At 51.5% G+C, this 13773-nt stretch carries 12 protein-coding genes; 3 read left to right on the top strand and 9 right to left on the bottom strand.

Features of this window, described 5'->3' with window-relative positions; all coding sequences use genetic code 11:
• Positions 1-30: 30 nt before the first annotated feature.
• Together DFR47_RS10280 and DFR47_RS10285 are read left to right on the top strand one after the other, a co-directional pair.
• A complete protein-coding gene (locus DFR47_RS10280; RefSeq protein WP_113944318.1) occupies positions 31-2790 on the top strand; it encodes a sensor histidine kinase in 2760 nt (919 codons plus the stop codon).
• The gene (locus DFR47_RS10285; protein WP_113944319.1) at positions 2787-3482 is read left to right on the top strand and encodes a response regulator transcription factor; all 696 of its coding nucleotides are present in this window, start codon (positions 2787-2789) and stop codon (positions 3480-3482) included. The genes DFR47_RS10280 and DFR47_RS10285 overlap by 4 nt, the downstream gene beginning before the upstream one ends.
• 183 nt (positions 3483-3665) lie before the next feature.
• On the opposite strand, the gene DFR47_RS10290 is transcribed toward DFR47_RS10285, so the two are convergent.
• From DFR47_RS10290 to DFR47_RS10330, 9 genes are all read right to left on the bottom strand, one after another.
• Positions 3666-4445: an SDR family oxidoreductase gene (locus tag DFR47_RS10290; RefSeq protein WP_113944320.1), complete on the bottom strand. Its 780-nt coding sequence runs from the start codon at positions 4443-4445 to the stop codon at positions 3666-3668.
• 27 nt (positions 4446-4472) lie between these two features.
• Positions 4473-5621 carry a galactonate dehydratase gene (dgoD, locus tag DFR47_RS10295; RefSeq protein WP_113944321.1) on the bottom strand — a complete coding sequence of 383 codons (1149 nt, stop codon included), beginning with the start codon at positions 5619-5621 and terminating at the stop codon, positions 4473-4475.
• Between the two features lie 94 nt (positions 5622-5715).
• Positions 5716-6639, bottom strand: a complete 924-nt coding sequence (locus DFR47_RS10300) for an aldose 1-epimerase (protein WP_113944322.1) — start codon at positions 6637-6639, stop codon at positions 5716-5718.
• A 12-nt stretch (positions 6640-6651) separates the two neighbouring features.
• Positions 6652-7530, bottom strand: a complete 879-nt coding sequence (locus tag DFR47_RS10305; RefSeq protein WP_374788370.1) for an SMP-30/gluconolactonase/LRE family protein — start codon at positions 7528-7530, stop codon at positions 6652-6654.
• Positions 7523-8164 (bottom strand): 2-dehydro-3-deoxy-6-phosphogalactonate aldolase, encoded by a 642-nt coding sequence (locus DFR47_RS10310; RefSeq protein WP_113944323.1) that lies wholly within the window; start codon positions 8162-8164, stop codon positions 7523-7525. The genes DFR47_RS10305 and DFR47_RS10310 overlap by 8 nt, the downstream gene beginning before the upstream one ends.
• A gap of 3 nt (positions 8165-8167) precedes the next feature.
• Positions 8168-9118 (bottom strand): 2-dehydro-3-deoxygalactonokinase, encoded by a 951-nt coding sequence (locus DFR47_RS10315; protein WP_113944324.1) that lies wholly within the window; start codon positions 9116-9118, stop codon positions 8168-8170.
• Positions 9119-9123: 5 nt separating this feature from the next.
• Positions 9124-10074 carry an L-arabinose ABC transporter permease AraH gene (gene araH / locus DFR47_RS10320; protein ID WP_113944325.1) on the bottom strand — a complete coding sequence of 317 codons (951 nt, stop codon included), beginning with the start codon at positions 10072-10074 and terminating at the stop codon, positions 9124-9126.
• 3 nt (positions 10075-10077) lie between these two features.
• Complete coding sequence (araG, locus tag DFR47_RS10325; RefSeq protein ID WP_113944326.1) at positions 10078-11613, bottom strand: L-arabinose ABC transporter ATP-binding protein AraG; 1536 nt, start codon at positions 11611-11613, stop codon at positions 10078-10080.
• Positions 11614-11717: 104 nt separating this feature from the next.
• Positions 11718-12719: an arabinose ABC transporter substrate-binding protein gene (locus DFR47_RS10330; RefSeq protein WP_113944327.1), complete on the bottom strand. Its 1002-nt coding sequence runs from the start codon at positions 12717-12719 to the stop codon at positions 11718-11720.
• Positions 12720-12968: 249 nt separating this feature from the next.
• On the opposite strand from DFR47_RS10330, the gene DFR47_RS10335 reads away from it, so the two are divergent.
• Positions 12969-13703 carry a FadR/GntR family transcriptional regulator gene (locus tag DFR47_RS10335; RefSeq protein ID WP_245416529.1) on the top strand — a complete coding sequence of 245 codons (735 nt, stop codon included), beginning with the start codon at positions 12969-12971 and terminating at the stop codon, positions 13701-13703.
• The last annotated feature ends 70 nt before the right edge of the window (positions 13704-13773 follow it).

Below are 13773 nucleotides of genomic sequence, written 5' to 3' on the forward strand. Positions count from 1 at the left end.
ACAGAACATGCAGAGTCCGGATCATAATTGATGAATGATGACAGTCAGCTGCAGGAAAGTATGCGCAATGGTGACAACAGACCGTCACCGGATGCGCTGCTCGCCAAAGCCGAACAGGAAACACGCGGCCGCCTCAAGATTTTTCTCGGGGCGGCTCCGGGCGTTGGTAAAACCTATGAAATGCTGATGTCCGGCCGCAGTCTGCTGACTGACGGAGAGGATGTGGTGATCGGGGTTGTCGAGACCCACGGTCGTCAGGAAACACAGGCGCTGACCGAAGGCTATGAGATTATTCCCCGTGCGCGTGTCGATTATAAAGGCCATGTGCTTGAGGAGATGGATCTCGACGCTGTACTGGCGCGACGTCCAAAGCTGGTACTGGTGGATGAGCTGGCGCATACCAATGCTCCGGGTAGCAGGCACCCCAAGCGTTATCTTGATGTTGAGGAACTGCTGGCCAACGGGATTGATGTTTATACCACGCTAAATATTCAGCATGTCGAGAGCCTTAATGATGTGGTGGCGCAGATCACCCGTATCCGTGTCCGCGAAACCGTGCCGGACAGTATTATCGACCGTGCAGATGATATTGAAATCGTTGATATTACGCCGGAAGACCTGATCAAGCGTCTGAAAGAAGGCAAGGTTTATCTGCCAAAGACGGCGAAACGTGCGACACAGAATTACTTCTCTGCCGGTAATCTCACAGCCTTGCGCGAGCTTGCCCTGCGGCGCACGGCGCAGCGTGTGGACGATCAGTTGCTCAGCCATATGCAGGCCAATGCCATTTCGGGGCCTTGGTCAGCGGGTGAGCGTGTGCTGGTTTGTATTGATGAGCAGCCGCATGGCGCGGCACTGATCCGCTATGCCCGCAGACAAGCAGACCGGCTGCGTACGCCATGGACAGCGCTCTATGTGGAGACATCCCGCGCGGCAACACTCTCTGAAGAAGAGAAAGACCGTATTGCCGCCACCTCACGGCTGGCAGAGCAACTCGGCGGTGAAATCATCACGCTGACCGGTCATGATGTGGCGCAGGATATTATCAATTATGCTTTGGCACATAATTTTAGCCACATCGTAATCGGTAAGCCGAATAAGCCGCGTCTGCGCAAGATTTTTGAGGGCTCGGTCTCTCATGATCTGATCCGCAAGGCCGGTAATCTCAGTATCCATATTATTTCCGGCAGCCAGCAGGATGCCGTGCCGGTGCGGCAAGTGGCAACAGCGGAGGAGAAGGCGTTTTCACTGCGGCCGTACCTGATGAGCCTTGGTTATATCGCGATTGCGCTGGTTGTCGGTACGCTGCTCGATCATGTGCTGGATGTACGCAATATTGCGCTGGTGTTTTTGATGGCCGTGCTCGCGACGGCTGTGGCCTCCGGTTTGCGACCCGCTTTATTCGCCTCGCTGGTCAGTGCCTTTGCTTTCAATTTTCTGTTTCTTCCGCCGCTCTACACGCTGCATATTGCAGGGCCGGAGAGTGTGATTGCGCTGGCATTTTTCATTTGTGTGGCGCTGGTCGCCAGCAATCTGACTGCGCGTGTGCAACGGCAGGCAGTGGCCGCTCGTAACCGCGCGAGAACAACGGAAGGTCTATACCAGTTCAGTAAAAAACTGGCGGTGGCGGGTACGTTGGAGGATGTACTTTGGGCAACGGTCTATCAGATTGCTGCAATGCTGAAAGTACGCGTTGTCGTATTGTTGCCAGATGAAGGCACGGCTAATACGTCTATTTCCGTACGTGCCGGTTATCCGCCGGATGATACGCTGGCCGATGCGGATATTGCCGCTGCCCGCTGGGCTTGGGAGCATGACCATGCGGCCGGACGTGGTGCGGATACTTTGCCTGGTGCAAAGCGGCTTTATCTGCCGCTGCGTACCGGCGGCGATACAATCGGCGTGGTCGGGCTGGATGATGACCGGCAAGGGCCAATCCTGACGCCAGAACAGCAACGCTTGTTCGATGCACTGGCAGAGCAGGCCGCTTTGGCAATCGCGCGTATTCAGCTGGTGGATGATCTGGACAGGGCGCAATTGGCGGTTGAGGCGGATCGATTGCGCTCGGCCTTGCTGACCTCGATCTCTCATGATCTGAAAACGCCGCTTGCAGCTATTCTCGGCGCTGCGGATACGCTCAAAAGCTATTCCGGCTCTTTGCCGGATGAAGACCGTGCGGAACTGTTGACAACAGTGGTCGATGAGTCTGAGCGGCTCAATCGCTTTATCGCCAACCTGCTGGATATGACGCGGATTGAATCGGGGGCTATGCAGCCGAATAAATCGCTGCATTATCTGGGCGACATTGTTGGCAGTGCGCTGAAGCGTGCCGCGAAAATTCTGCAACATCATCGTGTTGAAACCGATATTGCCGCCGATTTGCCAATGCTGAAACTTGATCCGGTGTTGTTTGAGCAGGTCTTGTTCAACTTACTGGATAATGCCGCCAAATATGCGCCTGAAGGCAGTCTCGTGCAGATTTCAGGACAGGTAGAGCAGGGTGACATCGTATTGCGTATTAGTGATGAAGGTGCAGGCATACCGGTAGGCGATGAGATGCGCATTTTTGACAGTTTCTACCGCGTGCGTAAAACTGATCAGGTGCGCGCCGGAACAGGGCTGGGGCTGGCAATCTGCAAGGGCTTTACAGAAGCGATGGGCGGCACCATTACTGCTGCCAATCGGAGTGATTATTCAGGCCATAGCGGCGCTGTTTTTACCATCAGATTGCCGCTCAGCAGCTGCGCTGAAATGATAAGCGGAACAGAAGAGGGATTATCCTCCCAATGACACAAAATATTGTCAAAATCCTAGTGGTGGATGATGAGCCGCCAATTCGTAAATTATTGCGCGTAGGGCTAGGGACAGAAGGCTTTTTAATACTCGAAGCACCATCGGCAGCCATTGCCAGAGAAATTATGCGGGATGACCGGCCTGATCTGGTGCTGCTGGATCTCGGTCTGCCGGATATGTCCGGCCACGATCTTCTGACACTGTGGCGCTCGGAATTGATTGATCTGCCAGTGATTATTCTTTCCAGCCGCACAGATGAAAGCGGAATCGTCAAGGCGCTGGAACTCGGTGCTGATGATTATGTGACCAAGCCGTTTGGTATGAAAGAACTGGCAGCCCGAATCCGTGTCGCACTGCGTCATAAATTACAGGAGCAGGGCGAAAAACCAGTCTTTCAGACCGGTGAACTGTCGGTGGATCTGGTGAAGCGTATCGTACGGCTCAAAGAGCACGAGATTAAGCTCTCGCCGAAAGAATATGATATTTTGCGTATTATGGTGCAGCATGCAGGTAAGGTGCTGACACATAGTTTCATTCTCAATCAAATTTGGGGTGGCATGAGTGATGTGCAATATCTGCGTGTCTATGTGCGCCAGTTGCGTCAGAAGCTAGAGGAATCGCCAGATCAACCATTTTACATTCTGACAGAGACAGGTGTTGGCTATCGGTTACGCGAGCCTGATAGCTGAAACAGATATCTTTTAATACTCAAAATAGTTCCATAATATATATTATGTGATCTACAACGATTATAAAAACATTTAAAATTAAAATGCGCTTTACATAAAGTACCCATAAATAACAGAATACTAAGAGCTCCACCTATGAGCATATTGATTTAGAGGAGCACCGTAAAATACAAAAGTCGCACTTCAGACAGCATGCTGCAAAACGCTTAAGCCCCCGTCAATGGTCAGACAGGTTGCCGTCATAAACGGGCACTCATCCGAAATCATAAACACTGCTGCCATCGCAATTTCCTGCGTCGTCGCAAGGCGTCCGCCTGGGTGCAGGCGCATGGTTTCAGCTTCTGCAGCCACCGGATCTGGAAAACTATTCCAATAATCCACATTCTTCTGCGTCAGCACATAACCCGGTGCAATCGCATTCACCCGTACCTGTTGCGGTGCATATTCCAGCCCTAGCGATTTGGTCATACCGAGCAAAGCGTGTTTGGCCAGCGGATAAGGAAAAGTATGCGGAATAATGGTGAACGAATGCGTTGAGGCGATATTAAGAATAGCGCCGCCGCCCTGCTCTATCAACCGTGGCAACACAGCCTTAGAACAATTCCACGCACCTTTGAGATTAACGTCAAAACAACGGTTCCACGCTTCATCATCCATTTCCAGCGGTTTGCTGAAAACGTTGATACCGGCATTATTGACCAGTGCATTGATTTGTCCGATTTCCGCATCGGCCTGAATAAAGGCATTTTCAATCGCCTTTGCATCAGAAATATCTGCCTGAGCAAAACCAACTTTCGCACCACTTGCCCGTAAGCTCAGTGCTTCTTTTTCCAGCAATGCGCCATCTGTATCAATCAGGAACAGAGCCGCTCCTTCACGGGCAAAACATTGTGCAATCGCAAGTCCGATACCCTGTGCGGCACCGGTGACAAAAATACGTTTTCCGATCAGACGATCAACCATACCAATTATCCTTTTTGAACGCCCGATTTACCACTCGGCGAAACTTCCGTCTTCATGACGCCAGACAGGATTGCGCCAGCGATGTCCGGTCTTTGCCCGCTCAATCACATAGGCCTCATCCACCTCGACACCAAGACCGGGCCCTTGCGGGATAGAAACAAATCCGTCTTTATAATCAAAGACTTCACGATTAGTGATATAATCCAGGATATCATTATCCTGATTATAATGGATATTCAGGCTCTGCTCCTGAATAAACGCATTGTAACTCACGGCATCAATCTGCAGACAGGCCGCCAGCGCTATCGGTCCCAGCGGGCAATGCGGCGCCAGTGCAATATCATAAGCTTCGGCCATAGCCGCAATTTTGCGACACTCCGTGATCCCCCCCGCATGAGATAAGTCAGGCTGGATAATATCCACATAACCGCCGGAGAGAATATTTTTAAAATCCCAGCGGGAATAGAGACGCTCACCCAGTGCAATCGGTGTCGATGTGTGGCTGGCAATTTCTTTCAGCGCTTCATAATTTTCAGACAATACCGGCTCTTCGATGAACATCAGCCGGAACGGATCGAGAGCTTTTGCCAGAACTTTCGCCATAGGCCGGTGTACACGTCCATGAAAATCAGCACCAATACCAATATGTGGTCCGACGGCATCCCGCACAGTGCCGATCGTTTCCACGATGGCGTCAATCTTGGCGTAGCTGTCAACAATTTGCAGCTCTTCTGCGCCGTTCAGCTTCAAAGCCGTAAAACCGCGTTCAACCATTTCTCGCGCATTGCGTGCCACATCAGACGGACGGTCACCGCCGATCCATGAATAGACCTTAATGCGATCACGACACTGGCCGCCGAGCAACTGGTGCACCGGCACATTCAGTGCTTTGCCCTTAATATCCCACAAAGCCTGATCAATACCGGCTATCGCGCTCATATGCACTGCGCCACCACGATAGAAACCACCGCGATACATGACATTCCAATGGTCTTCGATCAGAAAAGGATCTTTACCGATCAGATAATCAGACAGCTCATGCACAGCCGCTTCAACGGTCAGAGCGCGGCCTTCAACAATCGGCTCTCCCCAACCGGAAATCCCCTCATCGGTTTCCACTTTTACAAACAGCCAGCGCGGCGGCACAATATAGGTCGTGAGCTTGGTGATTTTCATTTTGTTACCCTTTTATCAAGCATTTCCAGTAAAAGTGGGACCCGGTTTTACGTCAGGAAATGCGTAAAAACAAAAAATGGAGCATTTCCCTGTTCTAATTAAAACTGGAATGCTCCAGACCTGATGTTTTAAGGTACTCAGGCTGCAAGCGAATTGTTCCGGACAGGCTTTCAGACGGTTGCAATATTTTCAGCCCGCCATAGTCACTCCGGCAGTGATCCCCTGCCATATGGGACATCGGCTCCAGACAAAAATAATCCGAGCGGGATTGTGGTTCCGGAACACCATGTGGAACATAGAGAAAGAACCGGTCAAAGAGCGGGTCGGCCCTGATAGCCAGCGCTGTATTCTGTTCCGGCCAGACTATGCGGGCTTTGCCGTCCCATCCCTCAAAGCCGTTATTCACCCAATGATCCGGCAATTTTTGCAGCGTGCTGAAATTCAGATCATCCGGCAGATCCATACAGCTCTCCGGCAAATATCCCGCTCCCTGCGTCCACACTTTGCGTGTATTGAGCTGTAATTGTGTTTGGCGGGTCAGATGAAAATACGGATGCCAGCCCAAGCCGAAAGGCATGGCTCTGTCCCCTTTATTGGTCACGCGCATGGTGAGACTGAATCCTATCTCATTCAGGCTGAAAACCTGTTCCGCTTCATAGATAAAAGCAGCACCCGCCTGATGATGGGTAAAATGCAGCGCTAAATGATGATCTGACACTTCTGCAACCTGCCAGATGCCCTGCCAGCTTTCACCATGAATATAAAGAGGATCATCATCAGTATTCGGCTGAAACTGGTAATCATTCCCCTCAAAGCTGAAACGGTTTTGCGGGATACGGTTGCCAAACGGAATAAGCGGAAATCCTCCACTCTCTACAGGTGCGGCATTCGTGCTTTTGGCTTCACGCAGCAATGGTATATTTTTGCCCTGATCGGTCCACCACAGGCCATGCACCGTGCCGCCTTGCGTGGCAATATGCGCTTCAAATTGTGCCGTTTTCAATGTGATGATGCTCATAGATCCGTCCGATCAGCCGATTTTAACATCAGGTTCAAATTTGCCTTTGAATGGCAAATCCAGCACGAAAGTAGCGCCTGCAGGTTGTTGCTGGCGTGCGGCTTCATCCATGCCAAGCCATGCAGAGGTGACCAGCATTTGGTTCGCATCCCTGCCAACAAAAGCGGGGCAGCTCGGCTGTGAAACCGGCAAAGCAATCGAGCGCAGAAAACTGCCATCCGGTGCATATCCGGCAATCTGTGAGCCACCCCATAGCGCCACCCAGAAATTGCCTTCTGCATCCACAATCGCGCCATCGGGGTTGCCCGCAGGAAATGCGGCCAGAAAAACTGATGCCTCGCCAACCGGCAGCCCGTTGGCAGGATCAAGCGGCACCCGCATAACTCTGCGCAAAGCAGTATCTACAAAATAGCCAACAGCCCCGTCAGGCGAGAAACAAATGGCGTTACTAATGGTGATCTTGTCGAAAATCTTGCGCAACGCGCCCTTATAATACCAGTAAATTGCACCGGCTTCCGGCTCCGCCTGCCAGCCCATAGTCCCCAGCCAGAAGGCTCCTGACGGGTGCACCCGCGCATCATTGGAACGGGTTACCGGATTATCAGCTTCAAGCTCCAGATGCAGAGATAAATCCCCCGTTGTTACATCACGCAGATATAAGCCGCGCTCCGTAAAAACGAGTTGCGTATGCCCATCCACGCGCGCCAGCGCACTGGCTGCAAATGGCAGATCATGTTGCTTGCTGACGCCGCTTCCGAACTGATACGCACAGAGCTTCGCATTCAGAATATCAAACCACCAAGCCGTATCTGTATGAGGATCATAGGTTGGCCCCTCACCCAGCTTACACAGCGGAACATCAAGTGCGGCCGGCACAAACATCTCAGCCATGTATATCACCAAAGGTCTGATCATAGGCTGTTATCGTCAATCGTGCCTTTGCCCGCACAGTTTCAGCACTGTCTCCCGGCTTATAAAGGCTGGAACCAATGCCGAATGTTCGTATGCCCGCACGGGCATATTCGCCGAAATTCTGATCAGATACGCCACCGACTGCCCCGATGACTGCATTTTCAGGCAGGATCGTTTTAATCGCCGCGATACCGGAAGCGCCCAGCGATCCGGCAGGAAAAAACTTCAATGCGGATGCACCGCTGCGAATTGCCAGCAAAGCTTCACTTGCCGTGTAACAGCCGGGCATCGTAATCAGCCCGCAGGACGAGGCATGGCGGATCACCTCTGCATCCGTATTCGGGCTCACCATAATCCGCCCGCCAATATCCGCCAGACGCTGCGCATCCGCTGTTGTCAGCACTGTACCAGCACCAATCAGAACTTTATCGCCGAACAGCTTCACTGCTTTTTCAATCGAGACCCACGGTTCCGGTGAATTAAGCGGAATTTCAATAACCTCAAAACCTTCCGTAATCAGGGCTTCAAGAACCGGTTCAACCTCATCATTGCGGATACCGCGAATAATCGCGACCAGTGAGCGTTGTAATGATGGCCAGACGACAGAACCCATATTTTATTCCTTTGAACCCGACATGTTAGCAACCGGCCATAGCTGGCTTGCTGCTGCAAATAATCCCTGCCGGACGACTGTTTCACCATTATGCAAAATAATCTCAAAACCCGCCTTTTGTAGAACAGCCTGATAAAAACGGCCAAGCGTTCCCGAAGCCACCAATCCGATTGTACCGGTGCCATAGAGTTGCTTTACACGGCCGACCTCACTGCCGATCAGCAGGCCAGAGAGATGCGCTGCCCCATCTGATTGCTCTTCAAAACCAAGCAGTTGCGATGCGCGGACACCAAAGAGGCTTTCTGCCATAGATACCGGCTCTTTAAGCGCTGCTTCAACAGCACGGATAAAAGCAGGCGTGTTTTCATCGAAGCGCAAATCCGCTGCCACGGCATGCCGGAGAATGGAGTGCTGTGACAGAACCGCATATAATTCACCGGTCATGAAGGTGGTGAATTGGGTAACAATACCACCCTCAACTTTTGTCCATTTGCTGTGTGTGCCAGGCATACATACCAGACCATCGGGCATAGAAGCCGCGATACCTGCGAGTTGTGTTTCCTCACCACGCATCACATTTGCAGAGTGCTGTTCCCGCTGCGCTAAACCCGGCAGAATACGGATGTCCCGTGTCTGATGCTCAATTCTGAGGGCTTGCGTGGCCAGCCCGTCCAGTGCCGTCGGCAGGTTGATATAAGGTGCTTCCGCCCATCCCTGCCGAGCTCCGGCCATGCCGCAAATCATAACCGGCAGATTTACGGGCGCTGCCAGCTTTTGCAAATGCGTGTCCAGCACTTGCGCAAACCCCGCAGAGTCACCTGACGAAGCACAATGCATCATCCCTTCATCACTGCGGCTCTCACCCAGCACATGGCCTTGCGCATCCGTGACCCAGAGACGAAAGCTGCTCGTTCCCCAATCGACCAATGCGTAATTCATCACCGGCTCTGTCATGATGATTACCCTCGAAAGCCAATGATATTCGAGCGCAGATTATCCAGCAGCACCGCAATAAGAAGGATGCAGCCACGAACAACATACTGATAAAAAGCCTGAATATTCAAAAGGTTCATAACATTCTCGGCGATGCCCATAATCAGCACACCAACAATCACACCCAGCATCGCGGCGCGACCACCGGCAAGCGAAACGCCGCCGAGCACACAGGCCGAGATCACCGACAATTCCAGTCCGGTTGCCGCATTCGGCTGGCCAGATGTAATACGTGATGCCAGCAAAATACCGGCAATGCCGCATACCAGTCCTTGCAGCGCAAAAATCCAGATCCGCATGGAAACAACGTTGACACCGGCAAGACGTGAGGCTTCGGGATTACCACCGATGGCCAGTGTGTTTTTACCGAATACCGTACGGTTCAGAACAAAGCCAAACACCACGAACAACAATAACATCACCCAGATCGGTGTCGGAATACCAAGAAATTTTGACAGCGCCAGCTGATAGAATGACGGATCATTGATGCCGACAGCCCGTCCGTCGCTGGAGATCAGCGCCAGTCCGCGCACGATCTGCATAGTTGCCAATGTGGTAATCAGCGCATTGATACGAAATTTGGCAATGACAACGCCGTTAAACAGCCCAACGATAAAACCACCCGCCAAAGCAGCCAGCAAACCGAGAAGAATTGATCCCGTGGCATTGGAAGCCATCACCGCAATCATGCCGGTAAAAGCAACGGTCGAGCCAACCGACAAGTCAAAATCACGCGAGGCGAGACAGAACATCATCGTACAGGCAACAATGCCGATGGTGACCACAGATTGTAAAAGCCCGAGCATATTACGCTCAGTCAGGAAGTTCGGTACAGTCAGTGCGACCACTGCAAAAGCCAGCAGGAAGATAACCACAAGCCCTTGTTCACCAAGCAGAATTTTTTTAATTGAAGTCATCGTTCACGATACCTTTTGTAATGATCCGGCTGCCGCTTCAGAGACGGTCTTATCCGGTAGTGCCGCTTTGAGAATTGCACGGTCATTGAAATTGACGCGCTCAAAGCTGGCCGCAATCTGCCCTTCGCACATCACCATAATCCTGTCAGAAATGCCCATCACCTCGGGCAGTTCACTGGAAATCACCACAATCGCCATGCCGCTTTCAGCAAGCTGATAGAGAATTTCATAGATTTCAGCCTTGGCACCAACATCGATGCCGCGTGTCGGTTCATCAATGATCAGGACTTTGATATTCTGCTCGGCAAGCCAGCGACCAAGAATAACTTTTTGCTGGTTGCCGCCCGAGAGATTGACAATATCCTGCTTACGCGACGGCGTGCGAACCCGCAATTTTGCGATATAGGTCTCGGCCAGTTCTGCTTCCTTTTTCGGACGGATCAATCCGAATGGTGAAAAATGACGGCGGGCAGAAATTGCAATATTTTCCTCAATGGAACGTCCCTGCACAATACCATCGAATTTGCGATCTTCCGGACACAATACAATACCCGCACGGATGGAACTGCGCGGATCATCCGCAGCCACCATACGCCCCTCGACACTCACTTTGCCCGTGCGTCGCGGATCCGCGCCATAAATCAGGCGGCTCATTTCTGAGCGCCCTGCCCCGATCAGCCCGAAAAAACCTGTAATTTCTCCTGCCCGTACTTCAAAATTAACCGGAACCGGCAATTTGCTGCCACTGAGATTTTCAACCTTCAGCAGCACCTGACTGCCTATCTCACGGCTGCGCCAGCCCCAGATATTGCTGATTTCACGCCCGACCATCTCAGCAATGATCTGATCGCGTGTCACGTTTGCAAGGCTCGGGTGATGCGCAGCCAGTTTGCCGTCACGCAACACCGAGAGACTGTCGCAAAGCTGAAGAATCTCATCCAGTCGATGAGAAATATAGAGGATAATCTTACCCTCGGCTTTCAGCCGCCCGATCAAGCGGAACAGGATTTCGCTTTCCCGCGAAGACAGTGAAGATGTCGGCTCATCCAGCGCAATAATGCGCGCATCCAACATAACCGCCTTGGCAATTTCCACCATCTGGCGCTCGCCAATGGAAAGATGTGCAACTTTGGTGGCCGGATCAATGTCAATGCCGATCATCCGCAGCTTTTCACCAACCTCTTTGGCCAGCGTTTTAAAGCTGATAAGTCCGGCTTTTGCAGGATAACGCCCGAGCAATAAATTCTCAGCAACACTCAGCTCCGGCACAAGTTGCAATTCCTGATGGATCACGATCACACCGGCATCAAATGCATCCCGCACAGTGGCATATTTTTGCACTTCGCCATTAATAATAATGGTGCCGCTGTTCGGCTGCTGATCTCCTGACAGCACACGAATAAGCGTGGATTTGCCAGCGCCGTTTTCTCCCATCACCCCGTGCACGGCACCTTTAGCCACGTTGAAAGACACATCTGTCAGCGCTTTGACACCGGGATAGAATTTGGAGATATTTTTAAAAGTCAGGAAGTCATCCATGCTGCACCTGTCTCTCAGCAGTGGTTATGCCGTTTGAATAATATAGTCTTAGAAATAAGAGCCGGAATGTTGTGTCTTCCGGCTCTAAACCATTCAAAGCATAGTTATTCGATGCCAAGCTCTTTGCGGACAGCGGCATAATTATCGCGCAGTGCGAGCTGACCCGATGTCAAAGTCAGTTTTTCCGGCTCTTTACCATCGGCAAGCCATGCATACATATTCATGGCTGTTTCATAACCATGGCGTTTCGGTGAAATAATCACTGTGCCATAGAAACCCGTCGGGCTTGGCTTTTTGAATTCATTGATGGCAGATTCCGCACCACCAATACCAACTGCGACAACATTTTCCGAAGGAATGCCAACGCTTTCCGTAGCACGCACGGCACCCAGCACCGATTCATCATTCAGCCCGACTGCAACCCAATGCTTAATGCCGGCATTTTTATTGAGCACAACGGTTGAGGCATTCAGTGCCGCTTCTGTATCGGTTTTTGCCTGCGGAGCAGCGAAAATATTTGCTTCCGGCAGACCATTTTCTTTCAGGACAGAAAGTGCGCCCTCGACACGGTCAACAGCCGTCGGCAGCTGGTCATAGGAAACACGGATTGCACCGACATCTTTCCAGTCCCAGCCACGTTTTTTAACTTCTTCGCTGATTGCACGGCCAACTTCTTCACCAATTTTGGTGGCAGAAATGCCCATATGCACCACATCTTCGAGCGGCTTGCCAGCAGCACCGACAAGACGGTCATCAACAGTCATCAGTTTAAGACCATTGGCTTCTGCCTTGGCGATGATACCAGGTCCGAGTTTGACATCTGGCGTACAAATAATCACGCCCGTCGCACCCTGTGCAGCCAGATTATCCAGTGCAGACTGAACCTTTTCGCCGTCTTCCGCACCGATTTTAACCAGAGTGAAGCCTTTTTCCTTTGCCGCTACATCGGCAAATTTCCACTCATCCTGAAACCACGGTTCTTCCGGCTGTTTAACAACAAAACCAATCTTAACGTCTGCTGCATAGGCAGCCGATGATCCGGCAACAGCTGCAAAAACTGTTCCGGTCATAATACCGGCCAAAGCGGCCGCTTTCAGAAAATGCATTGCTTTCCTCCCAAAGAATGCCGCATCCAGTCTTTGCCTCCCGCGCAGAAAAAGATGCAATTGTTCTCCAACAATAAAGGAGGCTAAATCAAATCATCATACCAGTCAATATGTCTTGTATGATGATTTAAAATTCATCATAATACATAAGAAGACAAAAATATTATCTTGTGGCATATAACACCACAGATCAAAGCCCTGACGAATGAAATGCCTGTGATTCCAGCCATATCAATTGAGAGAAATAGCGTGACTGAAATATCGGAGCAGAAACAAACCGAGCCTTCCCGTGCGCAGCGTCCACGTGTGCAAAAAAATGTCACGGCAATGATGGCGGCGGATATTCTCAATGGCCGCTATGAACAGGGCACGATGCTGCCGCGGGAAAATGACCTCTGCGAAGAATATGAGGTGAGCCGCACCGTCATTCGCGAAACCATCAAGACTTTAGAGTCAAAAGGGCTGGTACGCGGCAAACCACGCATCGGCACTATGGTATGCGATCAGGATGACTGGAACCTGCTCGATCAGCAGGTGCTGGACTGGCTGGGGCCGCGCATTGTCGATCTTGATTTGCTGCTCTGTGTACTGGAAGCCAGACGCGCTATTGAGCCGGTGGCCGCAGAACTGGCAACCCAGCGTGCCTCCGCTATGGATATTGCCGCGCTGGAGATCGCGTGGAACCGTATGAATGAGGCGGGCGGCGATATAGAAGCATTCACGCAAGGCGATGTCGACTTCCACATTGCACTGCTGCGTGCCAGCCATAATCAGGTTTTTCGTCAGCTTTGCGGTATTATTGAAGCTGCGCTGCGCTATACGCTCTATACATCCAATGATGCTGTTCCGAGCCGTGAAGAGGCAATTTCCGAACATCTCGAGCTGATAGAAGCGATACGTCTGCGCGATAAAGAACGCGCCCGCAAAAGCTCGCACAAAATGCTTGATCTCGCAGCGCGTGATCTCGGAATGATCAATCAATAGCGCGATTAATCTTTGTAACGTTGCAGATTGCCCAAGGGTCAGACATACATATGCTTTATATGCGCCTGAC

It is taken from the genome of Pseudochrobactrum asaccharolyticum (genome assembly GCF_003314995.1).
GTDB classification, from domain to species: Bacteria; Pseudomonadota; Alphaproteobacteria; order Rhizobiales; family Rhizobiaceae; genus Pseudochrobactrum; species Pseudochrobactrum asaccharolyticum.